Origin of the sequence: Microbacterium sp. A20 (genome assembly GCF_004794515.1) — a bacterium.
Taxonomy (GTDB): Bacteria; Actinomycetota; Actinomycetes; order Actinomycetales; family Microbacteriaceae; genus Microbacterium.
On sequence record NZ_SSDF01000065.1, the window covers coordinates 110,176 to 132,876 of the forward strand.

Genomic DNA, 22,701 nt, shown 5'->3' on the forward strand with positions numbered 1-22,701 from the left:
CCTTTGACGACTCCCCACAAGAAAGTGGGAGAAACGTGGAGGGGAGTCTACGACCACAGATCCGTCCACCGGACGCCGAGCTCCGCCGCCAGGCGCCGCACGGTCGAGAGGGACATGCCCACGACGGTCGAGGGATCGCCGTCGACCCGGGTGATGAAGGCGCCGCCGAGGCTGTCCACCGTGAACGCTCCGGCCACGTGCAGCGGCTCGCCCGAGGCGACGTAGGCGGCGATCTCGTCATCGCTGACGTCTTCCGCGAAGGTCACCGACGCCTCGGCGACGGCCGTCGCCTCGATGGGCTCCTCGCCGGGGATGATCCGGAACACCGAGTGCCCGGAGTGCAGGATGCCGGTCGCGCCGCGCATCTCCTGCCAGCGCCGGGTGGCCTCCTCCGCGGTGTAGGGCTTGCCGTAGACGCGCCCGCCGAGCGCGAACATCGAATCGCCTCCGATCACGAGACCGTCGAACTCACCCGCCTCGGCAAGGGTCCGGGCGACCGCAGCGGCCTTGGCGCGGGCGAGGAGCAGCACCAGCTCGGCGGGGGCGAGCGGGGCGCCGCGTTCGGTCTCGGCGGCTGCGGCGACGGCGTCCTCGTCGACATCCGGAGAGAGGGTGAGCGGCTCGATCCCCGCCTGCCGCAGCAGCATCAGTCGGGCGGGAGACGTGGAGGCGAGGCAGACGCGCATGTCCACCACCGTATCCTCGAAGGATGACTTCCTCCCCAGCCGACGTGCTCGAGCTCGACATCACCGGCATCGCACACGGGGGCACCTTCGTCGCCCGCCATGAGGGCCGCGTGGTCTTCGTCTCCGATGCGATCCCCGGGGAGCGCGTGCGCGCCAGGGTGATCGCCCCGCAGGAGGGGGCGGACGCGTCGACGCGCAGCTTCTGGCGAGCCGAGGCGATCGAGGTCCTCGACGCGTCGGAGCACCGCCGCCCGCACATCTGGGCCGAAGCCGATCTCTCGCGTGACCCTGCCGACCGTCCGGGCGGAGCCGATCTCGGCCACATCGACCTCGGACACCAGCGGGTGCTCAAGCGCCAGGTGCTGACGGAGGCCCTCGACCGGTTCGCGGGTCAGGGGCTCGACGCTCCGGAGATCGAGGCCGTCGATTCCGGTGACGGCACCGGCTGGCGCACCCGCGTCACCCTGCACGTGGACGAGTCGGGCGAGGTCGGTCCCTTCGCCGCGCGCAGCCACCGCGTCATCCCCGTCAGCAGCTACCCGCTCTCGCGCCCCGCCATCGCCGAGGCCGCACTCGCGCTGCACGGCGAGGCACCGGGACGCATCGAACTCGTCGAGCCGGCAGACGGCCGGGTCCGTGTCATCCGGCGGGAGGAGACCGAGCGGCCGGCGAAGGTCGCTCGCGGTTTCCGTCGTCGTCCGACTCCGGAAGTGATCGAGGAGGTCGTCGGCGACCGCCGCTTCCAGGTCGACTCCACGGGGTTCTGGCAGGTGCACCCGCGGGCTGCATCCGTGCTCGATGCCGCCGTATACGGCGTGCTCGAGGGGCACGTCGACGAGGAGAAGACCCACTACGACCTCTACGGCGGCGTCGGACTCTTCGCGGCGACCCTCGCCGACCTCGGCGGCACCGACATCGTCACGGTCGAGTCGAGCGCACGGGCGACCCAGCACGCCGCCGCGAACCTCGCCCCGCTCGACGTGAAGGCCGTGACCGCGCGCGTGGATCGCTTCCTCTCCACGCAGAAGGGAGCGGGGCGCACCGGAGCCGTCATCCTCGACCCGCCGCGCGCCGGGGCGGGTCGCCAGGTCGTCGAGGCGGTGCACGCCCTCGCGCCCGAGGCGATCGCCTACGTCGCGTGCGATCCGGTCGCGCTCGCCCGAGACCTCGGGACGTTCCGGACCCTCGGGTGGAAGGTCGACCGCCTGCGCGGCTTCGACCTCTTCCCGCACTCGCACCATTTCGAGGTCGTCGCCCTCCTCACGAGGTGACCGATCCGGGCTGCGGCCAGGTACTCACTAGGCTGGGTGGATGAGCAGGGTCGCACTCATCGACGATCACGAGTCCGTTCGCCTCGGCCTCGAGGCCGCGTGCGCGCGTGATTCGCAGACGGTGGTCTTCTCCGGCAGCACGGTCGTCTCCTACCTCGAGTGGCGAGTGGCCTCCGGGTCCGCTCCGGCCGACGTGGTCGTGCTCGACCTCACGCTCGGCGACGGATCGACCGTGACGGAGAACGTGACCTCGCTCGTCAGCGACGGGGCGAGCGTCGTCATCCACAGTGTCGCGGACCGTCCCGCAGCGGTGCGCGAGGCGCTCGCGGCCGGGGCCGCCGGCGTCGTCAGCAAGTCGTCCGCTCTCGACGACGTCCTGGACGCGATCCGGACCGTCGCGCAGGGCGAAGCGCTCAACAACGTGGAATGGGCCAGTGCCGTCGACGGGGATCGGGCCTTCGCCGACGCGCAGCTCTCCACCCGCGAGCGCGAGGTGCTCCGGCTCTACGCCACGGGGCTGCCGCTGAAGGCCGTCGCCGAACGCCTCGGTGTCGCGTACTCGACGGCCAAGGAGAACATCACCCGCGTCCGAGTGAAGTACGTCGAGGTCGGTCGCCCGGCACCGACCAAGGTCGACCTCCTCCGTCGGGCGATGGAGGACGGAATCGTCGCGGCCGACGGGGCGCCGAGTGCCCGCTGATCCGCTCAGCATCCGCGATGCCTGGAGCAAGATCCCCTCGCCCGGCAGCGCGGACACCGAGTTCGAGCGCTTCACCGGCAAGCGCATGGAGCGGATCCTCGCGATCGTCGTGGCGATCGGTTCGGCCGCGCTCGGCGTGCAGGCTCTGATCGCGGCGCTGAGCTCTCCGTCCCGGGCCGACGCGGCAGATGTCATGATCCTGACCGTGGTGTTCGTGCCCCTGGCGGCCATGCTCGCGGCCTGTCTGATCGGCCGCGGTGTGCGCCTCTTCTCGGGCATCTTCGCCGTGGTCTACGTCCTCGCACTCGCCGCATGGCCGACCGTCGTCGACCCGACGGACAAGAGCGCGGGCGATCAGCCGTGGATCTTCTTCCTCGTCAACGTCGGGGTCGTCGCGGCCATGCTCGCGTTCCCGCTGCGGCTCCAGTTCGCCTGGGCGGCCGGGATGCCGTTCGTCTACGGCTACGTCCGGCTCGTCCAGGGCGGGTTCTCGCGGGAGTTCTGGGTCACGACCGCTTTCGACGTGTCGTTCACGCTGATCCTCGGCGTGGTGATGATCTCGCTCGGCTGGATGTTCCGCTCGGTCGCGGCAGGCGTCGATGAGGCCAGAGGGCAGGCCGTCGCGTCGTACTCGACCGCTGCTGCTGCCGCCGCCGCGGAGGAGGAGCGGGTGGCCATGTCCGCACTCATGCACGACAGCGTTCTGGCTGCACTGATCGCCGCCGAGCGCGCGGAGGGCGATCGGGCGAAGGAGCTGGCGGTCGCGATGGCGCGGGAAGCGCTGACCCGCCTCGCCAACACCGAGGCTGCGGTGGCGCAGGAGGGCAGCGACGAGCCGATCGGAACGGCGCAGATCGTGGTGGAGCTCCGTCGAGCGCTCTCCGAACTGGGCGCCGATGCGATCGTCGAGGAGCGCGGCGGGATCGGGCTCATCCCCGGTCGCGCTGCCCGGGCCCTCGTGCTCGCCGCACGGCAGGCCATCGGCAATTCCGTCGCACACGCCAACGGGCGCGGACTGCACATCATCGCCGAGGGCCACGGTGATGAGGGGATCGCCGTGACGGTGTCCGACACCGGACCGGGGTTCGACGTCGAGAGCATCGGCGCGGATCGCCTGGGCATCCGGGCGTCGATCCTGGCTCGTATGGCCGGTGTCGCCGGCACCGCGGAGATCCGGTCGGACGAGCACGGCACGACCGTGGTCCTCGGATGGGAGCGCTCGTGAACCGCACCGTCCGCAGCGTCGCGACCTCGCTCGCCGTCGGGTTCGCGCTGTACTTCGTCGCGCGCGGAATCTGGTGGATCGAGCAGCCCACCGCACCGCTGCTGATGGTCGTCGCGATCGGTCTGTATCTCGCCGTGGTCAACATCGCGATCCTCGGCAGCGCCGCTTCGGTACGGATGCCTCTGTGGTCGGCTGTGCTGGCGCTGCTCGCCAGCGCCGCGATCCCCGCGCTCGTGACGTTCTCGCTCGACCCCGCCGACCGAACGGCGCCTTTCGCGACTTGGTACATCGGTGCGCTCGGCCTGCTCGGGGTCGTGTGCATCGTCCGTCGTCGGTTCCTGGTCGGCTGGGCGACGCTCGCGGTCCTCGTGATGGAGGCATCCGCGTATCTGGGCCTCGGAGTGGCGTTGAGCCTCGGTCTGGTGGGGTCGATCATGTGGGTGGTCGTCGCCCGACTGCTCGTGATGTTCTGGGACCGTGCGGTCCGCGACACCGAGCGCCTCGCCGAGATCCAGCAGGCGGTCTCGGCCTGGCACGCGACACAGCGCGTGCGTCAGCGCGAGCGGCGTCTGCGCACGCAGTTCGCTCTGGCTGTCGCGGGTCCCGTGCTGAGCCGTGTGGTGGCGTCTCGCGGTGCCCTGAACGAGAAGGAACGCTTGGACGCGCGCCTCGCCGAGGGGCGGCTCCGGGATGAGCTGCGCGGTGCGGACCTGCTCAACGACGCCGTGCGCAACGCGATCGATGCCGCGCGTCGGCGCGGCGCGGTCGTCACGGTGTTCGACGAGGGCGGTTTCGACGGCATCGCGGAGGAGCGTCGGGTCGAGATCCGCGACGAACTGGCCGTCGTGCTGACCCGCGCGCAGAGCGCTCGCCTCATCATCCGCTCGGCCCGCGATCCCCGCGTCGTGGTGACGGTGGTCGGCCGAGCCGGCACGCGCGCCTCCGGAGACGACGATTCCGTCGACCTGTGGCACGAGATCCTGCGGGTCTCCGCAGCGGGCTGATCGCCGCCCCTCGGCTCCGGTGGGGGAGGGGACCGGAGTCGAGGCGGTAGAGAGTGGGCGAGGGGCGGCGTATCCGCCTGCCCCTCGCCGTGCGGACAGTTACCCGAAAACCGTCCGCTGGTGGCCGATCAGCGTCTGTCTACCCTGGGACAGAGAGACCAGCCGAACGCGAAGCGTCTCACTCAGTCTGAAGGTTCTTCCAATCGTTGTCTGTAGGTATTTTGGGGGACACGTTTTCTCCTCCGATGGGGGATCATGGGACGATGCGAACGCGCCGGGGCACGAATCTTCCACGGATGGGCGACTTCAACCAGTCCGTCGTGCTGGAGGCCATCCGTCAGTCCGGCGAGGGGTCGAGCCGGATCGAGCTCGCCGCGGCCACCGGCCTGTCGGCCCAGACCGTCACGAACATCACGCGGCGGCTGCTCGACGACGGTCTCATCCGCGAGGCCGGGCGCACGATCAACGGGCCGGGCAAGCCCCGGGTCACGCTGCGGCTCGTCCCGGACAGCAGGTTCGCGGTCGGGGTGCACCTGGACCCCGCCGTCATGACGTTCGTGCTGCTCGATCTCTCCGGTGCGGTCGTGCGGCGTACGAGCGCGCATACCCCCGACATGGAGCCTCGGCGGATCGTCGAGGCCATGGCGGCGACGATCGACGCGCTCATCACGGGATCGGGGGTCGACCGGACATCGATCGCCGGGGTGGGGATCGCGGCCCCCGGGCCGCTCGATGCGGAGAAGGGAACCGTGATCGACCCGCCGAAACTCCGGGGCTGGAACCGGGTGCCGCTGCGCGCAGTGCTCGCCGAAGCGACCGGTTTCCCGGTGGTGCTGGAGAAGGACACGACCGCTGCTGCGGTGGGCGAGCTCTGGATGCGCAGGGCGTCGGCCGATGACTCGTTCGTGTTCGTGTATCTGGGTACGGGTATCGGTGCCGCGCTGGTGAGGCAGGGGGAGGCGGTCCGCGGAAGCACACGCAACATCGGAGAGGTCGGCCACATCATCGTGGACCCGGATGGACCGTCGTGCACCTGCGGATCCCGCGGCTGCGTCGAAGTCGTCTGCACGCCGCAGGCCATCGTGGCGCAGGCGGCGCGTGCGGGAGTGTTCCCCGACGATCAGGGGGTGAGCGATGTCGACGCCGTCGAGGCGCGTCTCACGGATCTTTGCGACCGGGCGGCGGAGGGGGACGCGCTCGCGGACGGCGTGCTGCGGCAGGCCGCGGCGCACATGTCGGTGCTGACGGCCGCGCTGACGAACATGCTCGACGTCGACCGCGTGGTCTTCGGCGGCCCGTTCTGGTCGCGACTGTCCGACGTCTATCTGCGTGAGATCCCCGGCCGGCTGGACACCGCGAGCGCCACGCGCGCGGTGCGCTCGCTGCCTGTCGACGGCACGGTCGTCGGCGACGATGTGGGCGCCGTGGGAGCCGGCTGCGTGGTGCTCGATTCGCTCCTCAGCCCGCGCGCGTCGGCATTGCTGCTCGGCCACTGAGCCGCGATCAGCCGGAGAATCTTCCCCAGGGGATGTCCCGACGCAGCGGACGGCGGAGGGGACGCTGCGTGCGGGTCCATGCCGAGACGGACGGCTCTTCGACGACGGCGTCCGCCGCCTCGGTGACGTACGCCTCGCTGATCACCGCGATGAGCGCGGCGAGTTCCTCTTCGGTGGCCGCCCCGCGGGTGATCTCGAGCATCGGGGCGGCATCCCCCGACACTCCGCTCGGCGTCTCGTGCGCGGTCACAGCGGGATGTTCCCGTGCTTCTTCGGCGGAAGCTCGGCGCGCTTGCCGCGCAATGCGCGCAGTGCCTTGGCGATCGAGACCCGGGTGTTCGCCGGCTCGATGATGCCGTCGAGCTCGCCGCGCTCGGCCGCGAGGAACGGCGACGCCACGTTGTACGTGTACTCGTTGGCGAGACGGGTGCGTACGGCGGCGACGTCTTCGCCGGCTTCCTCGGCCTTCTTGATCTCGCCTCGGTACAGGATGTTGACGGCGCCCTGGCCGCCCATGACCGCGATCTCCGCCGTCGGCCACGCGAGGTTCACATCCGCGCCGAGCTGCTTCGAGCCCATGACGATGTACGCGCCGCCGTAGGCCTTGCGCAGGATGACGGTCACCAGCGGCACGGTGGCCTCGGCGTATGCGTAGAGCAGCTTGGCACCGCGGCGGATGACGCCGGTCCACTCCTGGTCGGTGCCGGGAAGGTACCCGGGCACATCGACGAGGGTGACGATCGGGATCGAGAACGCATCGCAGAAGCGCACGAACCGGCTGGCCTTCTCGCCGGCCTCGATGTTGAGCGTCCCGGCCATCTGCGACGGCTGGTTGGCGATGACCCCGACCGATCGTCCCTCGATGCGACCGAATCCGATCACGATGTTGGGGGCGAACAGCGGCTGGACCTCGAGGAAGTCGCCCTCGTCGACGATGTGCTCGATCACCGTGTGGATGTCGTAGGGCTGGTTCGTCGAGTCCGGCACGATCGTGTTCAGCGTGCGATCGGCGTCGGTGGTCTCGAACTCGAACGTGCTCTCGTACGAGGGCAGTTCCGCCATGTTGTTGTCGGGGAGGAAGCTGAGGAGCGTGCGCGCGTAGTCGATCGCGTCGTCCTCATCCTCCGCGAGGTAGTGCGCGACGCCCGAGCGGGTGTTGTGCGTGTACGCGCCGCCGAGCTCCTCCATGCCCACGTCTTCACCGGTGACCGTCTTGATCACATCGGGTCCGGTGACGAACATCTGGCTGGTCTTGTCGACCATGATCACGAAGTCGGTGAGTGCCGGCGAGTACACCGCGCCGCCGGCCGCCGGGCCCATGATGATGGAGATCTGCGGGATGACGCCGGATGCGCGGGTGTTCAGGCGGAAGATCTCGCCGTACTTGCCGAGTGCGACGACGCCCTCCTGGATGCGGGCGCCACCCGAATCGAGGATGCCGATGCAGGGCATGCCTCCGGAGAGCGCGAACTCCATGATCTTGACGATCTTCTCGCCGGCGACCTCTCCGAGCGATCCGCCGAAGGTCGAGAAGTCCTGGGAGTACACCGCGACGGTGCGCCCATTGATCGTGCCGACGCCGGTGACGACCGAGTCGCCGTAGGGGCGGGACCGGTCCATGCCGAACGCGGTGGTGCGGTGGCGCACGTACTCGTCGAACTCGACAAAGCTCCCGGGGTCGACGAGCAGCTCGATGCGCTCACGGGCGGTCATCTTGCCCTTCGCGTGCTGCTTCTCCTTCGCCTTCGCTTCCGCGTCGACGACGGCTTCCGAATAGCGAGCGCGCAGATCCGCGATCTTGCCGGCGGTGGTAAAGAGGTCGGGCTTGTCCGTCACGGATTCCACCCTAGCGTCGGGTCGACGCGCTCCGTTGGATGCTCGGCACAACGGGTCGGCCGATCCTTTGGCGATGAGCGCGCGGACTTCAGCGCGGCGCGTCGTCCGATTCGGAAGACGAGGCCGCTTCCGGCGCGGCGGGGACGCTCGTGCTCCCGGCCTCCTCCTGTTCCAGGGCGGGGTCCGTCTTCGGGGTGCGTCCGAGGGAGAGCGCCTTGCGACCGACCCACTCGACACCGCGTACGGTCGTCCCGGCGGCGCCCGCCACCGCGGAGCCGGCGTAGCGCGCGCCGCGCAGCATCCGCAGTTCGAGTTTCTCCGCGCCGACGACGGGCTCGAGTTCCGGGGGGAGATCGATCGGTGCGGCCCCGAACGCCTTGTGCGATGTGGTCAGCACGCGACGACCCAGGATGTGGTTTCCGGCGCCTCCGATCGCGGCGCCGATGCCGAACGGCAGCGCCTTGCCGATGACCGAGGCCCCGCCCTTGGCCGCGAACTGCTTCACGAACATACTCTTCAGCTGGTCGACCAGAGGTCCGACGGCGGCGCGGGGGAGGGACTTCGTGACCAGCTCGCCCCAGTAGGACGATCTGCTTCCGCCGCGTCCGGCTATCTGCCCTGCCAGCTGTCCGACGAGGTCGACGCCCTCCTTGCCCAGCATGAGCGTCATCACGAGCGCGCGTGCGCGATCGGGGTTCGCGACCGCGATGCCGTGCACCTCTGCGACGGACTGCGCGAAGAGCGCGGTCGACTCCACGAAGCCCACGGTCTCCACTCCGGAGAGCGCGAGCGTGACGCCCGTGCCGATGCCGGGGACGACGGCGGTCGCGCCCACCGCCGCGCCGCCCGTGGTCACGGCTGCGAGGTAGCGCCGCTCGAGGATGCGGATGATCTCGGCGGGCGATGCGTGGGGATTGCGCAGGCGGATGCTGCGGATGTGGGCCAGGACGAGGGGTCGCTGGATCGACAGCACGCGGTCGAGTCCGCGCACCATCATCGGATGCTCCGGGGAACCGGTGGGCGGCACGCCCTTATCCCACGGGGCGTCATCCGGCAGGGAGTGGATCTTGTGCACCTTGGGGGCCATGCAGTGATCCTACGAAGCCCGGCCGCGAAAACGCCGAAAGCCCGGTCCCTCGGAAGGGACCGGGCTTTCGTGATGAGAGATCAGACGAAGAGGTTCGCCCGCTCCAGGTCTTCGGCGAAGTCGACCTCGACCGCGTACAGGTCGGAGACGTCCATCGGCTCGAGCAGCAGGCCGTCCTCGGCGATGGCGAGCTCGAGGCCCCGCTCGAAGTAGTCCTGGTCCTCGACGCGCTGCAACTGGCGCATGAACGCCTTCTTGTGCGTGGACGAGATGTAGTTGATGCCCACGGCCTCACCGAGACCGCCCTTGACGGTCTTGGACAGCTCGTTGATGAAGCCCTCGGCGGTGACCGTGTACTTCACCTCTTCATCGCTGACCTTGGAGGTGTTGACGGTGACGAACGACTGGTCACGCTCGATGTAGGCGGCCGCGCGTCCGAGGATCATCGGGTCGAACACCACGTCGCCGTTCATCCACAGCACGCCGCCCTTGCCGGTCGCGCCGAGGGCGCGCAGCAGGCTCTTCGACGTGTTGGTCTCGTCGTACCGCTCGTTGTGGACGTAGTTGACTGCGGGGAAGGCGTCGATGATGGTCTCGGCGCGGTAGCCGACCACCGTGGTGATGCGCGCGTCCGAGCCGAAGGCGGCGCGGATGTTGTCGTGCTGCTGGCCCATGATCGTGCGGCCGTCGCTCAGTTCGGTGAGCGGCTTCGGCAGCGCGCGGCCGAGGCGCGAGCCCATGCCGGCGGCGAGGATGACGGTCTGAAGAGTCACGAGTGCTCCTAAAGGAAGTTGTGTTCACGGTCGATTCACCGACCAGACACTTCGTCGTGCCGAGTTCATGGTAGCGAGGCAGCCTGGGAAGCCCCGGGTCGGGGACCCTCCCGTTGTCATTTCGTGATCGAGTACACACCGGACGCACAGGCTCGCCCTCCGGCCCATTGTGGCCGATCTGAGGGTTCAGCGGTGAATGTTGCGCGGCGGCCTTGGCATGCGGCTCCCCATTGATACCGTAGGACGGTGACTTCCTCCCCTGACGACCGCGCCGCCGAGGTGGACGATACCGAAACCGCGCTGCCGAAGGCATCGACGAAGCCTGCGCCGAAGACGACTGCCGCGAAGACGACTGCCGCGAAGACGACAGCCGCGAAGACGACCGCCGCGGGGAAGCGCGCTCCGGCGAAGCCTGCCCCCGCGAAGCGTGCCGCTCCGAAGAAGCCGATCGCGAAGACGACCACGAAGTCCGCCGCGGAGAAGGCGGCGCCGACCGCTGACGTCATCGTCGAGCCTCTGAAGAACGCGATGCTCGACGGGGCGACAGCGAAAACGGCTCCGAAGCGGGTCCCGGCGGCGGCTCGCACTGCTGCAGCGAAGAACACCGCCGCACGGGCCTCCGCGGCGAAAGCGCCGACTTCGACGACGGCCGCGGCGAAGACGACCGCGGCGAAGACGGCGGCAGCCAAGACTGCGGCGGCCAAGACCGCGGCGGCGAAGACTGCGGCAGCCAAGACCGCGGCGGCGAAGACGGCCGCAGCCAAGTCCACAGCCCGGTCGACGACCGCGAAGACGGCGGCAGCGAAGACGGCAGCAGCCAAGACAGCCGCCGCGAAGGCGGCTGCGGCAAAGGCGGCGGCCGAGCAGGCTGTGGCGGACAAGGCAGCGGCCGAGCAGGCTGCGGCAGACAAGGCAGCGGCTGAGCAAGCTGTGGCGGACAAGGCTGCGGCCGAGCAGGCTGTGGCGGACAAGGCAGCGGCCGAGCAAGCAGCGACCGAGCAGGCTGCGGCGGCCGAGCAGGCGGTCGTTGTCGAGACGAGCGCCGTCACCCCTGCGGCCCCCGTCGTCGAGGCATCGCCGGCCGTCGCCGAGATGCCGCCCGTGGCGTCCGACCCTGCGGTCGAGAACGCCTCCGTGTCCCCGAAGCTCGGTGAGGCCGACGCGCCCGCAGTGACCGTCGATGACGACGCCACCGTGGCGACCGTCGCCGTCGAGGCCGAACCCGCTCAGGAAGTGACGTCGGTCGAGGTCGTCGAAGCCGCTGTCGATTCCGACGATGCGGCGTCGGACGCCGTCGGCGCGATCGACAGCGCATCGGGCGGCGAGGCCATCAGCATCCGCGGCCTCGTGAAGCAGTTCGGCGACAATCGTGCCGTCGCCGGGATCGACCTGACCGTCCCTGCCGGATCGTTCTATGGGGTCGTCGGGCCCAACGGTGCAGGCAAGACCACCACGCTCTCGATCGTCGCCGGTCTGCTGCGAGCCGATGAGGGCAGCGTCGTGATCTGCGGTATCGATCAGGCGGTGAAGCCCCAGGCAGCGAAGCGCATGATGGGCGTCCTGCCTGATCGGCTGCGCACGTTCGACCGGCTCACCGGACGTCAGCTCCTCTACTACTACGGGCTGCTGCGGGGGCTCACGGCCGACGTCATCGAGAAGCGGGCGGCGGACCTCGCTCGTGCCTTCGATCTCGGTGATGCGCTCAGCCGGGTGGTGTCGGACTACTCGGCAGGCATGACGAAGAAGATCATGCTCGCCGGGGCCATGATCCACTCGCCGCGCGTCCTCGTGCTCGACGAGCCGTTCGAATCGGTCGATCCGGTCTCATCCGCCGTGATCCTGGACATCCTGCGCGCCTATGTCTCGCACGGTGGCACCGTCATCCTCTCCAGCCACGGCATGGACCTGGTCGAGCGCGTCTGCTCGCGCGTGGCCATCATCGTCAACGGTGAGGTCCTCGCAGAGGGAACGATCGACGAGGTGCGCGCAGGGCAGACCCTCGAAGCGCGCTTCGTGGAACTCGCGGGTTCCAGCGGAGAGGTGGAGGGGCTCGAGTGGCTGCACACGTTCTCCGACTGAGATTCGCGCTCCTCATCGGAGCGCTGCGCAGCGACCGTCGGGTTCGGATGCTCGTTCTGCTCGCAGCGGTCGTCGCCGTCACCGTCGTCGTCTGCTTCGCGGTGTTCAGCCTCGCGGATGCACCAGTTCCGGTCGCACGCGCGGTCACCGTCCTCGGTGGTGCCGCCCTGCTCCTCGGCTTCCTCGTGGGACCGATCCTCGTCGGCGCGATCGACCAGCTGGACCCCCGACGGTTCGCCGTCTTCGGCGTGGACGAACGCCAGATGCCGTGGGTGCTCCTCCTGGCTGCTTTCGTCAGCGTCCCCAGCTTGGCGCTGCTCGCCGTCTACATCAGCGTCTGCATCGTCGCGATCGGGGCGGGGACGCCGTGGCCGCTCGCCGTCCTGATGACCCTTCTCGGCGTCGTCACGACCGTGCTCATCTCGCGGATCGGCATGGCGCTCAACGCCCTCCTGCTGCCGGAGCGCCGCTCTCGCGAGCTCACCGCGCTGTTCGCCCTCGCGCTGCTCGTCATCGCCTTCCCGGTCGCCGTGTTCTTCGGATCCTTGCGGTGGGACGGCCTCGTGCCCCACTCGCTCGCGACCTTGTCGACCGTGCTCGGCTTCAGTCCGTTCGCAGCTTCGCCCGCCTTCCTCTTCTCGTCGGCCGCGGGGGAGACGGCGACGGCATGGGTCAGCGGCATCGTCGCGGTCGTCACCGTCGGCCTGCTCTGGTTCGCGTGGTCATGGCTCGTACGTCGGCTGCTCACGACGACCGAACGCCCGGTCGCCGCGCGCGAGCGCACCGGGCTCGGCTGGTTCGGTCTGCTGCCGTCCAACGCGTTCGGCGCGATCGCCGCCCGGAGTCTCGTCTACTGGCTCCGGGACCGCCGATACATCATGAACCTCATCGTCGTCCCGGTCGCCGGGGTGCTGACGGTGCTGCCGCTCATCGTCGCCGGAGTACCGGTCGAGGTCGCCGCGCTGGTTCCCGTCCCGGTGATGGCACTGTTCTTCGGCTGGTTACCGCACAACGACGTCGCCTACGACTCGACGGCCCTGTGGACCCATGTGGCGAGCGGCGTGCGCGGACTTCCCGATCGCCTCGGTCGCCTGATCCCGGTGCTGCTGGTGGCGGTGCCGGTCCTCGCGATCGCCACACCGCTGTCACTCCTCCTGGTCGGCGACTGGAGTCTCCTGCTGCCGCTCGGCGGCCTGGCGGCGAGCCTCCTGTTCTCGGCTCTCGGCATCTCCAGCATCGTGTCGGTCGTGGCCCCGTATGCGGTCTCCCGTCCCGGCGACAGTCCCTTCCAGCAGCCGCAGCGGCCCACCTCCCGGGGCACGTACGGACCGGCGGCGGCTTTCCTCGGAGCGATCGTGGTCAGCATCCCCACGATCTGGCTGTTCGCGGCCACCCTCCTCGAGGGCTCCGCCTATGCACCGGCGACGTTCTGGGTCGGGCTTCTCGTCGGGCTCGCCGTGCTGGCGGCCGGAGCGGTCATCGGCGGACGCATCTTCGAGCGCAGCGGCGAGCGGCTGATGGAGTTCGTCGAGACCGCGTGACCACCGCCCGCAGCGCTGTCGACGCCGCTAGACTCACGGGATGAGTACTCCGCTGGACAGCCCCGATCAGGGCGGCGTGGCAACGCTTGATCGCGAACTGGAAGAGCTCCTCCGCGAGGAGAATCTCGAACCGGGCGACCACGAGCGCTTCTCGCATTACGTGAAGAAGGACAAGATCCTCGAATCCGCGATCACCGGGAAGCCGGTACGCGCACTGTGTGGCAAGAAGTGGACGCCGGGTCGCGACCCGGAGAAGTTCCCGATCTGCCCCACGTGCAAGGAGATCTACGAGTCGATGATCAGCTGACGTCAGTCGGCTTCGACGTACACGGTGGGAATCGCCGGGTCGGACTTGCTGAGCGCGAGAGCGCGCACCGGAAGTTCCTCGCGCACGCGCAGGTGATGCGCCCGTGCGGACGCCGTCCCCTCGGATCCCTCGTGGGCGGTGTCGATATCACCGGCTTCGACGAAGGTCACCTGGAGCGGGCGACCATCCGGGTGCTCATCCGGAGTGTCGAGCTCCTCGAAGCCGTCGGAGACGACGACGGTCTCGGCGGTCGCCACCCCGTCGACGAGCGTGCGGAACGCGGCTTTGCGGCCGCCGTACGACGCCTTGTCGGCAGATGCCTTCGCGACGCCGATCCACGAGCCGGCGCCATCCTGACGGGCCACGAGCTTGTAGACCATGCTCGCGGTGGGGTAGCCGGATCCGGTCACCACGGAAGTGCCGACACCGTAGGCATCGACCGGCGACGCGGCGAGTGCCGCGATGGCGTACTCATCGAGGTCGCTGGTCACGGTGATGCGCGTGTCGGCGGCCCCGAGCTCATCCAACTGTGCGCGCACATCCGCGGCGACGATCGGAAGGTCGCCGGAATCGATCCGCACACCCCCGAGACGGGTGCCGGCGACGCGGATCGCCGTCTCGACGCCGGTGCGGATGTCGTAGGTGTCGACGAGCAGCGTGGTGTCGGTGCCCATGCTCTCCACCTGGGCGCGGAACGCCTCCTCCTCGGTGTCGTGCAGCAGCGTCCACGAGTGGGCGGCCGTGCCCATCGTGGGGATGCCCCAACTTCTGCCGGCTTCGAGGTTGCTCGTCGCGCCGAACCCTGCGATGTAGGCGGCGCGGGCGGCGGCCACGGCCGAGCGCTCAGCCGCACGTCGTGAACCCATCTCCGCCAGCGGACGCTCGCCCGCCGCGATGCTCATCCGCGCGGCGGCGGTCGCGACGGCCGAGTCGTGGTTGAGCACGCTGAGCGCCAGGGTCTCCAGGACCACCGCATCGGCGAACGTTCCCTCGACGGTGAGGATGGGGGAGCCGGGGAAGTAGAGCTCGCCCTCGCGGTAGCCACGGATCGTGCCGGTGAAACGGTAGTCCTCGAGGTACTTCAGCGACTCGGCATCCACGACCTGCGCGTCGCGGAGGAAGCGCAGCTCCTCCTCGCCGAAACGGAAGTCGCGCAGCAGTCCGAGAAGACGGCCCGTGCCGGCCACGACGCCGAATCGACGGCCTCCGGACAATCGACGGGAGAACAGCTCGAAGACGCTGGGGCGGAAGGCGGTCCCGTCCCGGAGGGAAGCGGCGAGCATCGTCAGCTCGTAACGGTCGGTGAGCAGCGCCGTCGACGTGGTCATGCGCTCAGCATACTGAGCGCGCTGATGCGCGCGACGGCTCGCACGCGGGTAGGCTGGGGAGTCATGAACGACGCGCCGATCGGGATCTTCGACTCCGGTGTCGGCGGGCTCACGGTGGCGCGGGCCATCCGCGCCCAGCTGCCCCGAGAGTCGTTCGTCTACATCGGCGACACCGCACACTCCCCGTATGGGCCCAAGCCGATCGCGGACGTCCGCCGCTACTCCCTCGAGGTGCTCGACACCCTGGTCGACCAGGGCGTCAAGATGCTCGTGATCGCGTGCAACACGGCGTCGGCCGCCATGCTCCGTGACGCTCGCGAGCGCTACGACATCCCCGTCGTCGAGGTCATCGGACCCGCCGTGCGCCGAGCCGTGTCCACGACGCGCAACGGACGGGTCGGCGTGATCGGCACGGTGGGCACCATCGGGTCCCGCGCCTATCAGGACATGCTCGAGGTGAACGAGAGGCTGCAGGTCTTCACGGCGGCCTGTCCGCGGTTCGTCGAGTTCGTCGAAGCGGGGATCACCGGCACTCCCGAGGTCCTCGCGGTCGCGGAGGAGTACCTCGCGCCGCTGCGGAACGCGGAGGTCGACACCCTCGTGCTCGGATGCACGCACTATCCCTTCCTGCGTGGTGCCATCAGTTACGTCATGGGCGAGGGCGTCACCCTCGTCTCCAGCGACGACGAGACCGCCGGCGATGTCTACCGCCAGCTGGTCAGAGGCGACCTCCTGGCGTCGCCCGATGCGGCAGCGACCTATGTCTATGAGGCCACCGGTGCCTCGGCCGATGAATTCACGGCATTGGCCAACCGACTGATGGGCCGCGAGGTGCGGGACGTGCAGCTCGTGCAGACCGGAGTCATCGCTCTTCCTCACATCGCCTCCGAGTAAGCCCCTCCTCGAATCGTCCGTCGATTCGTCCCACCCCGACCGAGAGAAGCACATGTCCGAAATCGTCCGCGTCGACGGCCGTTCCACCGATCAGCTGCGAGAGATCACCATCGAGCGCAACTGGAGCGCGCACGCCGAGGGGTCCGCGCTGATCAGCTTCGGCGGCACGAAGGTGCTGTGCACGGCGTCCTTCACCAACGGGGTGCCGCGCTGGCTGACCGGCAAGGGCAAGGGATGGGTGACGGCGGAGTACTCGATGCTTCCTCGCGCCACGAACAGCCGCAACGACCGCGAGAGCGTCAAGGGCCGCATCGGCGGTCGCACCCACGAGATCTCCCGCCTCATCGGTCGTGCGCTGCGCGCCGTCGTCGATACGAAGGCGCTCGGAGAGAACACGATCGTGATCGACTGCGATGTGCTGCAGGCAGACGGTGGCACGCGAACCGCGGCCATCACGGGTGCCTATGTGGCCCTGGCCGACGCGATCGAGTGGGGTCGCGAGAAGAAGTTCATCGGCAAGAACTCCACGCCGCTGCTCGACTCCGTGGCTGCCGTGTCGGTGGGGATCATCGACGGCGAGCCCATGCTCGATCTGGCATACACCGAGGATGTCCGGGCCGAGACCGACATGAACGTCGTCGTCACAGGTCGCGGGCTCTTCGTCGAGGTGCAGGGCACTGCGGAGGGCGCACCGTTCGACAAGCGCGAACTCGATGCGCTGCTCGAGCTCGGTGTGGCCGGCTGCGAGGACCTGAAGGGCAAGCAGCTCGCCGCACTGGCGGGGGAGTGACGATGCAGGTCGTCCTCGCGACCCACAACGCGCACAAGGTCGCAGAGTTCCAGCAGATCGTGGCGCAGGCGCGTCCTGATCTCGAGGTCGTCGGCTATGACGGCCCTGAGCCGGTCGAAGACGGGGTCACGTTCGCCCAGAACGCGCTCATCAAGGCGCGCGCTGCTGCGGCGCACACCGGACTCGCGGCCCTGGCGGACGACTCCGGGATCTGCGTCGACGTGCTCGGCGGCTCGCCCGGCGTCTTCTCCGCCTACTGGGCCGGACAGAAGAAGGATGCTTCGGCGAACCTCGAGCTCCTGCTCGATCAGCTGCGCGACATTGCCGATCCGCACCGGGCCGCCCACTTCACCTCAACGATCGCCCTCGTGCTGCCGGATGGGCGCGAGCACGTCGTGGAGGGGCGGTGGCCGGGGCGGCTTGCGCAGTCGGCTTCCGGGGGCGGCGGGTTCGGCTACGACCCGATCTTCATCCCGGACGGCCAGCCGGAGGGGCAGGAGCGGACCGTGGGCGATTTCTCCGCGGAGGAGAAGCAGTCGCAGTCGCACCGCGCTCGTGCGTTCGCTGAGCTGCTCCCGCTCCTCGGCGCGCTCTGACCGCGGAGAGTCCGTCGCTGAAGCGCAGATGACGGTGAGAATCGTTACCCTTCCCGACTAGCCGGAACCGGGGTTCCGGCCCGGTTTCCCGGTCTAGCCTGGGGGCATGCACGATCACGCACCCGCCGCCGGCGGCATCCGCTCAGCCGGCAGCCGACGCCTGCTGACGATCTCGCTGTCGCTCACCGCGACCGTGATGGTCGTGCAGGTCGTCGGCGCAGTTCTGACCGGATCGCTGGCGCTGCTCGCGGACGCCGCCCATATGTTCACGGATGCGTCTGCTCTCGTGATCGCGCTGATCGCGGCGACGGTGGCGGCGCGTCCGGCCGACGACCGGCGCACCTTCGGCTATCAGCGTGCCGAGGTGTTCGGCGCGCTGATCAACGCCCTGATCCTGATCGCACTGGCCGCCTGGGTCGCCGTCGAGGGCATCGGTCGCCTCGTGAACCCGGGAGAGGCCGAGGTGGCCGGGGGGCTCATGCTGGTCGTCGCCGTGGTGGGCCTGTTCGCGAACGCGATCTCGATGTGGTTGCTGAGCCGCGCGCAGCGGACGAGCATCAACGTGCGCGGCGCCTATCTCGAGGTGATGGGCGACCTGATCGGATCCGCGGCCGTCATCGTCGCAGCGATCGTCATCCTCCTCACCGGATGGATGCCGGCGGATGCCATCGCATCGCTCTTCATCGCGGCGATGATCATCCCGCGGGCCATCACGCTCCTGCGCGAAGTCTTCTCGGTCCTCGCCGAGTCCGCGCCGAAGGGGACGACCGTCAGCGACATCCGGACTCACCTGCTCGGGTACACGGGTGTCGTCGGGGTGCATGACGTGCACGTCTGGCAGCTGACCCGAGGGGCGCCCGTCTTCACGGCTCACGTGAGCGTCGATCCGCAGTTGTTCGCCGACGGACGATCGACGCGGCTGCTCTCCGAGATGCAGGCGTGTCTCGCGGATCATTTCGATGTCGAGCACTCGACGTTCCAAATCGAGCCGGCCGAGCAGTCGGACTGCGAACCGCATCACGCCTGAGCAGGCCCGATGAGCGCCGAGGTCAGAGCTCCACGACGATGTCGTCCGGCTCCTTGTCCGGGCGCAGCCCGCGCCACCGCGCGTGTCGGAGGACCCCGTCCGGGGTCCAGTTCGCGAACTCCACTTCGCCGACGAGCTCGGGACGCACCCAGAGCGCGTCGGAAGCATCCGGGGTCGGGACGCCGTCGAGGGGAGCTGTTTTCACTCGCAGAGGCTCGAGGCGAGCGAGGAGGTCGCGCAGGATGCGGTCTGTGAATCCGGAGCCGACGCGGCCGACGTAGCGGAGCTGCGTCGATCCGCCGGTGGCATCGGGCACCGCGAGCAGGAGCGAGCCCAGGGTGCTCTCCCGATCACCCTTTCCCGGGCGGATGCCCACGATCACGGCCTCCTGCATCCGCGAGTGCTTGAGCTTCAGCCAGGAGGGGCTCCGCTGCCCCGGGCGGTAGCGGGACTGCGGATCCTTGACCACGACCCCCTCGAGCCCGAATTCCCGGCTCGCAGCCAGGGCCGCATCGACGTCGTCGAAGACCGGCGGGAGCTGGACCGGAGCATCGAGGTCGGCGATCACGTCCTCGAGCAGCGTGCGCCGCTCGCGCAGCGGCATACCCGTGAGGTCATGGCCGTCGAGGCGCAGCAGATCGAACAGCATATAGACGATCGGCGTGCGGATGACCTCGCGCTCGATCTCGCGCGGTCGTGTGAGGTGCATCCGGTTCTGGAGCAGCGAGAAGCTCGGCCGCCCGTGGGCGTCGAACGCCACGATCTCCCCGTCGACAACGGCATCCGTGATCGGGAGGAACGGTGCTCCGTCGGCTGTCAGTTCGGGGTAACGGCCCGTGATATCGGTGCCGCGACGCGCGTGCAGCAGCATCCGGCCGTCGTGCCAGGTGCCCATCGCGCGGATGCCGTCCCACTTCACCTCGACCCACGAGGGATCGCTCAGCGCGCGGGCGACGCCGGGGGTGCCGTTCTCCGCGAGCATCGGTGCGAGCGTCGCGGCGGTGCGGTCGACCGCCGGAGCGGGGCCGCCGCGCGGATGGCGTGACGGCCGACGGGGCGATATCGTCGCCGCGCGCGGCGTCGGCGTGGATCTGTCGGCCAGGGGCCGAAGACTCGAGAGGGGATCGGTACCTGAGGCGGCCCTGGCCAGGACCTGGTCGATGTCGAGCTGCCCCAGTGACGGGTCATCGAGTTCCTCCCACGTTCGAGGGGCGGCGACCCAGGGGCGTGCGCGACCACGGAGCGAGTACGGCGAGATGGTGGTCTTCTTGCCGTTGTTCTGGCTCCAATCGAGGAAGACCTTGCCCCCGCGCACCGCCTTCGACATGACGCTGGTGGCGAGGTCGGGGTGGTCGTTCTCGATCAGGCGCGCGAGTTCCTTCACGACGGCGGAGATCTCGTCGCTGGTCTGCTCGCCCGGAAGAGCGGCATAGAGGTGGATGCCCTTGCTGCCGCTCGTGACGGGGAACGGATCGAGACCCATGTCGGCCAGGATGACGCGGGCGAATCGGGCGATCTCGGCGCACTGCGCGAGTCCCACCCCGGGGCCCGGATCGAGGTCGAGGACGAGTCGATCCGGACGGCCGGGCAGCCCATCCGCGGTAAAGCGCCACTGCGGCACGTGGAGCTCGATCGCGGCGACCTGCGCGAGCCACACGAGGGTCGGCACGTCCTCGACCAGCGGGTACTCCTTCGGGCCGTCCGAATGCTGTATGGCCTGACGGGGGATCCAGTCGGGCGCCCCGGGTTCGAGCTGCTTCGTGAAGAACGCATCGGCCGGCGCATCCGCCGTTCCGACGCCCTCCACCCAGCGTTTGCGGGTCACCGGACGTCGATCCAGCAGAGGGAGGAGGAGTGGGGCGATCGCGCTGTAGTAAGCGATGATCTCGCCCTTGGTGGTGCCGGTTTCGGGATACACGACCTTGTCGAGGTTGGTGACGCGCAGACGACGACCGTCGACCTGCACCACCTGCCCTTGTCCGACCATGCAGCCAGCGTAGTCAAGGGTCTGGCCGCGACGGCGTCGGCTGGTGTTCACTGGTCACATGAGAACGATCTGGAAGGGTGCGCTGACCTTCGGCCTCGTGAACGTGCCGGTCAAGGTGTACTCCGCGACCGAGGACCACGACGTGCCGCTGCATCAGGTGCACGAGAAGGACGGCGGGCGCATCCGCTACCAGCGCACCTGTGAGGTGTGCGGCGAGACCGTGGCATACGCCGACATCGACCGTGCCTACGTCGAAGAGGGCCAGACGGTGGTGCTCACCAAGGACGACCTCGCAGCTCTGCCTGCGGAGAAGAGCCGGGAGATCGACGTGGTCGAGTTCGTCCCCTCGGATCAGGTCGATCTGCTCACGCTCGACAAGCCGTACTACCTCGAGCCGGACTCGAAGTCTCCCAAGGCTTACGTGCTGCTGCGCAAGACCCTGGAGCAGACCGACCGCACCGCGATCGTGCGCTTCACACTGCGGCAGAAGACGCGACTCGCCGCGCTCCGCGTGCGGGGGAAGGTGCTCGTGCTGCAGACGCTGCTGTGGGCCGATGAGGTGCGCGAAGCCGAGTTCCCCGCGCTGGACGAGGACGTGCGCATCTCGAAGAAGGAGCTCGAGCTCTCGGCATCCCTCGTCGACAGCTACTCGGCCGATTTCGACCCCGAGGAGTTCGTCGACGAATACCAGAAGGAGCTGCGCACGCTCATCGACGCGAAGATCGAGGCGGGCGACACGTTCGACGTGGCCGAGACCTTCGGCGAGGCCGAGAAGGCCGCCGAGGGCGGAGAGGTCATCGACCTGATGGAGGCGCTTCGCGCCAGCGTCGCGCGCACCAAGGAGGAGCGAGCCAAGAACGCCGGCTGAGACATCGGCGCCGCGGTGGCGGTGCCGATCGAGATCAGTGCTTGCCGTCGCCGTCGAGGTCGGGCGCGCGGTCGAACACGTCGGCGTCCAGGACGAGCTCCTGTGCCTCCTCGGCATCCGTCACGACGTCTTCACCGGCCGCTGCCGCCTTCTTCGCCTTGTGGCGCTCGGAGAGATAGTGCCACAGAGTGACGAGCGCCGTGCCGCCGACCGCGGCGAGGAGGATGAGGTCGATGTAGCTCTCGACGAACTCGGCGACCGGGGGGATGAACCCGATGAGGTAGCCGAACATCGTGAGCCCGAATCCCCACAGGACCGCACCGATCAGGTTGTAGAGGGTGTACTTGCGCCACGGCATGTGGCCGACGCCGGCGGCGACCGGGGCGAAGGTACGCACGATCGGCACGAAGCGCGCGAGGATCACGGTGATGCCGCCGAAACGCTCGAAGAAGGCGTTCGTGCGCTCAACGTTCTTCTTGCTGAAGAGGCCGGACTCCTTGCGTTCGAACACGGCGGGTCCGCCCTTGTGGCCTATCACGTATCCGACCTCCCCACCGACGAACGCGGCGAGACCGATGAGGAGGGCGACCCACCAGACACTGATGCCGAAGACCCCGTGCTCCGAGCCTGCGATCGGGTGCGAGAGGAGTCCCGCGATCACGAGGAGCGTGTCTCCTGGCAGCAGGAATCCGACGAGCAGACCGGTCTCCGCGAAGATGATGAAGCACACCACGAGCAGCGCCCACGGCCCGGCGGTCCCGATGATCGTTGCGGGGTCGAGCCAGGGGATGAGGGCGGTCGGCGCGTGCAGCATGGTTTCGAGCACAGGGGAGTCCCGTCGGTCGTGATTGGTCGGCGGTGCAGCTGAGCGACGCGTGCGGTCGCAGGACGGCCCCATCGTCTCTCGTGCGGAAGGTGGGACTTGAACCCACACGCCCTGGGGCACAGGAACCTAAATCCTGCGTGTCTGCCAATTCCACCACTCCCGCGCGGTGGAATCATTCTAGTGACCGCCGAAACGGTGTATCTGAGGATCAGCCCGCAGTTCCCGCCTGTCGTCCGGCGGCCCTCCCTTCACGCCTGAGGGGTCGAGGGCGGGATGCCGGGTTCCGACGGGTTCGGCGCGAGAGGCTCCTGGGGGTTCGGCGCCAATGGCTCTTGCGGGTTCGGGGCGAGCGGCTCCTCCGGGTTCGGGGCGAGCGGCTC

General features: G+C 69.0%; 21 protein-coding genes and 1 tRNA gene. 13 read left to right on the forward strand and 9 right to left on the reverse strand.

All coding sequences use genetic code 11. From position 1 onward, the window contains the following. Positions 1 to 47 precede the first annotated feature (47 nt). The gene (locus DW298_RS06000; RefSeq protein ID WP_136041566.1) at positions 48 to 686 is read right to left on the reverse strand and encodes a Maf family nucleotide pyrophosphatase; all 639 of its coding nucleotides are present in this window, start codon (positions 684 to 686) and stop codon (positions 48 to 50) included. A gap of 23 nt (positions 687 to 709) precedes the next feature. Here DW298_RS06000 and DW298_RS06005 point away from each other — a divergent pair, with 23 nt between their 5' ends. From DW298_RS06005 to DW298_RS06025, 5 genes are all read left to right on the forward strand, one after another. Continuing rightward, positions 710 to 1,957: a TRAM domain-containing protein gene (locus tag DW298_RS06005; RefSeq protein ID WP_136041548.1), complete on the forward strand. Its 1,248-nt coding sequence runs from the start codon at positions 710 to 712 to the stop codon at positions 1,955 to 1,957. A gap of 40 nt (positions 1,958 to 1,997) precedes the next feature. After that, positions 1,998 to 2,657, forward strand: coding sequence for a response regulator transcription factor (locus DW298_RS06010; RefSeq protein ID WP_136041549.1), 660 nt, complete (start codon positions 1,998 to 2,000; stop codon positions 2,655 to 2,657). Continuing rightward, positions 2,647 to 3,882 (forward strand): ATP-binding protein, encoded by a 1,236-nt coding sequence (locus tag DW298_RS06015; protein WP_136041550.1) that lies wholly within the window; start codon positions 2,647 to 2,649, stop codon positions 3,880 to 3,882. Before DW298_RS06010 ends, DW298_RS06015 begins: the two co-directional genes overlap by 11 nt. Beyond that, complete coding sequence (locus DW298_RS06020) at positions 3,879 to 4,886, forward strand: hypothetical protein (RefSeq protein WP_240745029.1); 1,008 nt, start codon at positions 3,879 to 3,881, stop codon at positions 4,884 to 4,886. Before DW298_RS06015 ends, DW298_RS06020 begins: the two co-directional genes overlap by 4 nt. A 296-nt stretch (positions 4,887 to 5,182) precedes the next feature. Then, the gene (locus DW298_RS06025; RefSeq protein WP_136041567.1) at positions 5,183 to 6,382 is read left to right on the forward strand and encodes an ROK family transcriptional regulator; all 1,200 of its coding nucleotides are present in this window, start codon (positions 5,183 to 5,185) and stop codon (positions 6,380 to 6,382) included. A gap of 7 nt (positions 6,383 to 6,389) precedes the next feature. On the opposite strand, the gene DW298_RS06030 is transcribed toward DW298_RS06025, so the two are convergent. The 4 genes from DW298_RS06030 to DW298_RS06045 all read right to left on the reverse strand — a co-directional run bounded on the left by DW298_RS06030 (position 6,390) and on the right by DW298_RS06045 (position 10,078). Then, the gene (locus DW298_RS06030) at positions 6,390 to 6,632 is read right to left on the reverse strand and encodes an acyl-CoA carboxylase subunit epsilon (protein ID WP_342589072.1); all 243 of its coding nucleotides are present in this window, start codon (positions 6,630 to 6,632) and stop codon (positions 6,390 to 6,392) included. Next, the gene (locus DW298_RS06035; RefSeq protein ID WP_136041552.1) at positions 6,629 to 8,227 is read right to left on the reverse strand and encodes an acyl-CoA carboxylase subunit beta; all 1,599 of its coding nucleotides are present in this window, start codon (positions 8,225 to 8,227) and stop codon (positions 6,629 to 6,631) included. The genes DW298_RS06030 and DW298_RS06035 overlap by 4 nt, the downstream gene beginning before the upstream one ends. A 79-nt stretch (positions 8,228 to 8,306) precedes the next feature. Continuing rightward, positions 8,307 to 9,305 (reverse strand): hypothetical protein, encoded by a 999-nt coding sequence (locus DW298_RS06040; RefSeq protein ID WP_136041553.1) that lies wholly within the window; start codon positions 9,303 to 9,305, stop codon positions 8,307 to 8,309. A gap of 80 nt (positions 9,306 to 9,385) precedes the next feature. Continuing rightward, positions 9,386 to 10,078: an NTP transferase domain-containing protein gene (locus DW298_RS06045; protein WP_091030288.1), complete on the reverse strand. Its 693-nt coding sequence runs from the start codon at positions 10,076 to 10,078 to the stop codon at positions 9,386 to 9,388. 246 nt (positions 10,079 to 10,324) lie between these two features. On the opposite strand from DW298_RS06045, the gene DW298_RS19615 reads away from it, so the two are divergent. Genes DW298_RS19615 through DW298_RS06060 form a run of 3 tightly spaced genes read left to right on the forward strand, consistent with a single transcriptional unit; the run spans position 10,325 to position 14,005 of the window. Further along, positions 10,325 to 12,157 (forward strand): ABC transporter ATP-binding protein, encoded by a 1,833-nt coding sequence (locus DW298_RS19615; RefSeq protein ID WP_240745030.1) that lies wholly within the window; start codon positions 10,325 to 10,327, stop codon positions 12,155 to 12,157. Continuing rightward, the gene (locus DW298_RS06055) at positions 12,133 to 13,698 is read left to right on the forward strand and encodes a hypothetical protein (protein WP_136041554.1); all 1,566 of its coding nucleotides are present in this window, start codon (positions 12,133 to 12,135) and stop codon (positions 13,696 to 13,698) included. Before DW298_RS19615 ends, DW298_RS06055 begins: the two co-directional genes overlap by 25 nt. Before the next feature lie 40 nt (positions 13,699 to 13,738). Then, positions 13,739 to 14,005: a DUF3039 domain-containing protein gene (locus DW298_RS06060; protein WP_046013003.1), complete on the forward strand. Its 267-nt coding sequence runs from the start codon at positions 13,739 to 13,741 to the stop codon at positions 14,003 to 14,005. A 2-nt stretch (positions 14,006 to 14,007) separates the two neighbouring features. Here the strand turns inward: DW298_RS06060 and DW298_RS06065 are convergent, their stop codons facing one another. After that, positions 14,008 to 15,513 (reverse strand): nicotinate phosphoribosyltransferase, encoded by a 1,506-nt coding sequence (locus DW298_RS06065; protein WP_275087538.1) that lies wholly within the window; start codon positions 15,511 to 15,513, stop codon positions 14,008 to 14,010. Between DW298_RS06065 and murI the strand changes: the two genes are divergently transcribed. The 4 genes from murI (at position 15,397) to DW298_RS06085 (ending at position 18,640) form a co-directional block, all read left to right on the forward strand. Further along, the gene (gene murI, locus DW298_RS06070) at positions 15,397 to 16,227 is read left to right on the forward strand and encodes a glutamate racemase (RefSeq protein WP_136041556.1); all 831 of its coding nucleotides are present in this window, start codon (positions 15,397 to 15,399) and stop codon (positions 16,225 to 16,227) included. The two genes, DW298_RS06065 and murI, sit on opposite strands and share 117 nt — an antisense overlap. Before the next feature lie 52 nt (positions 16,228 to 16,279). Then, positions 16,280 to 17,017: a ribonuclease PH gene (gene rph / locus DW298_RS06075; RefSeq protein ID WP_091030304.1), complete on the forward strand. Its 738-nt coding sequence runs from the start codon at positions 16,280 to 16,282 to the stop codon at positions 17,015 to 17,017. A gap of 2 nt (positions 17,018 to 17,019) precedes the next feature. Further along, entirely contained in the window at positions 17,020 to 17,613 is a 594-nt protein-coding gene (gene rdgB, locus DW298_RS06080; RefSeq protein ID WP_136041557.1) for an RdgB/HAM1 family non-canonical purine NTP pyrophosphatase, read from the forward strand. Between the two features lie 106 nt (positions 17,614 to 17,719). After that, on the forward strand, positions 17,720 to 18,640 hold the full coding sequence (locus tag DW298_RS06085) for a cation diffusion facilitator family transporter (protein WP_136041558.1): 921 nt from the start codon (positions 17,720 to 17,722) through the stop codon (positions 18,638 to 18,640). Positions 18,641 to 18,662: 22 nt separating this feature from the next. Here DW298_RS06085 and ligD read toward each other — a convergent pair whose 3' ends face one another. Continuing rightward, entirely contained in the window at positions 18,663 to 20,627 is a 1,965-nt protein-coding gene (ligD, locus tag DW298_RS06090) for a non-homologous end-joining DNA ligase (RefSeq protein ID WP_136041559.1), read from the reverse strand. Between the two features lie 58 nt (positions 20,628 to 20,685). Here ligD and DW298_RS06095 point away from each other — a divergent pair, with 58 nt between their 5' ends. After that, complete coding sequence (locus DW298_RS06095; protein ID WP_029262512.1) at positions 20,686 to 21,495, forward strand: Ku protein; 810 nt, start codon at positions 20,686 to 20,688, stop codon at positions 21,493 to 21,495. A gap of 34 nt (positions 21,496 to 21,529) precedes the next feature. Here DW298_RS06095 and DW298_RS06100 read toward each other — a convergent pair whose 3' ends face one another. After that, positions 21,530 to 22,309 (reverse strand): VTT domain-containing protein, encoded by a 780-nt coding sequence (locus DW298_RS06100; RefSeq protein WP_168429506.1) that lies wholly within the window; start codon positions 22,307 to 22,309, stop codon positions 21,530 to 21,532. 93 nt (positions 22,310 to 22,402) lie between these two features. Continuing rightward, positions 22,403 to 22,484: transfer RNA gene (locus DW298_RS06105), tRNA-Leu, on the reverse strand. Positions 22,485 to 22,701 lie beyond the last annotated feature (217 nt).

What these genes read in the sequence shown, in the direction of transcription:
- DW298_RS06010 (WP_136041549.1), top strand. Translation starts at nt 1,998, where the DNA reads ATGAGCAGGGTCGCACTCATCGACGATCACGAGTCCGTTCGCCTCGGC.
- rdgB (WP_136041557.1), top strand. Translation starts at nt 17,020, where the DNA reads ATGCAGGTCGTCCTCGCGACCCACAACGCGCACAAGGTCGCAGAGTTC.
- rph (WP_091030304.1), top strand. Translation starts at nt 16,280, where the DNA reads ATGTCCGAAATCGTCCGCGTCGACGGCCGTTCCACCGATCAGCTGCGA.
- DW298_RS06040 (WP_136041553.1), bottom strand. Translation starts at nt 9,305, where the DNA reads ATGGCCCCCAAGGTGCACAAGATCCACTCCCTGCCGGATGACGCCCCG.
- DW298_RS06100 (WP_168429506.1), bottom strand. Translation starts at nt 22,309, where the DNA reads ATGCTGCACGCGCCGACCGCCCTCATCCCCTGGCTCGACCCCGCAACG.
- DW298_RS06000 (WP_136041566.1), bottom strand. Translation starts at nt 686, where the DNA reads ATGCGCGTCTGCCTCGCCTCCACGTCTCCCGCCCGACTGATGCTGCTG.
- ligD (WP_136041559.1), bottom strand. Translation starts at nt 20,627, where the DNA reads ATGGTCGGACAAGGGCAGGTGGTGCAGGTCGACGGTCGTCGTCTGCGC.
- DW298_RS06060 (WP_046013003.1), top strand. Translation starts at nt 13,739, where the DNA reads ATGAGTACTCCGCTGGACAGCCCCGATCAGGGCGGCGTGGCAACGCTT.
- DW298_RS06025 (WP_136041567.1), top strand. Translation starts at nt 5,183, where the DNA reads ATGGGCGACTTCAACCAGTCCGTCGTGCTGGAGGCCATCCGTCAGTCC.
- DW298_RS06005 (WP_136041548.1), top strand. Translation starts at nt 710, where the DNA reads ATGACTTCCTCCCCAGCCGACGTGCTCGAGCTCGACATCACCGGCATC.
- DW298_RS06085 (WP_136041558.1), top strand. Translation starts at nt 17,720, where the DNA reads ATGCACGATCACGCACCCGCCGCCGGCGGCATCCGCTCAGCCGGCAGC.
- DW298_RS06095 (WP_029262512.1), top strand. Translation starts at nt 20,686, where the DNA reads ATGAGAACGATCTGGAAGGGTGCGCTGACCTTCGGCCTCGTGAACGTG.
- murI (WP_136041556.1), top strand. Translation starts at nt 15,397, where the DNA reads ATGAACGACGCGCCGATCGGGATCTTCGACTCCGGTGTCGGCGGGCTC.